Raw genomic sequence first — 236 nt, 5'->3', positions numbered from 1 at the left:
CAAATATTTCCTGAGCAAAATAAAATTGGAACATTCCAAAGGACAGAAAAATTCCTGCAATTCCAAATCCATAATGCCAACCAACAGATGCACCTATATATCCACAGAGTAAAATACCTAAAAAGGCACCTGCATTAGTCCCCATATAGAAAATAGTGTACCCAGCATCTTTTTCTTTTCCTTGAGTTAAATATAACTGACCTACCATTGAAGAAATATTCGGCTTAAACAAACCG

General features: G+C 35.2%; 1 protein-coding gene. It reads right to left on the bottom strand.

What is annotated here, in order from left to right:
* A partial coding sequence (locus ACY2RS_RS15905; RefSeq protein ID WP_490099628.1) for a POT-type proton-dependent oligopeptide transporter occupies positions 1-236 on the bottom strand: 236 nt, incomplete at both ends.

The sequence above is a fragment of the Patiriisocius sp. 208BN25-11 genome, assembly GCF_058147145.1.
This window is presented reverse-complemented; position numbering and strand designations above follow the sequence as displayed.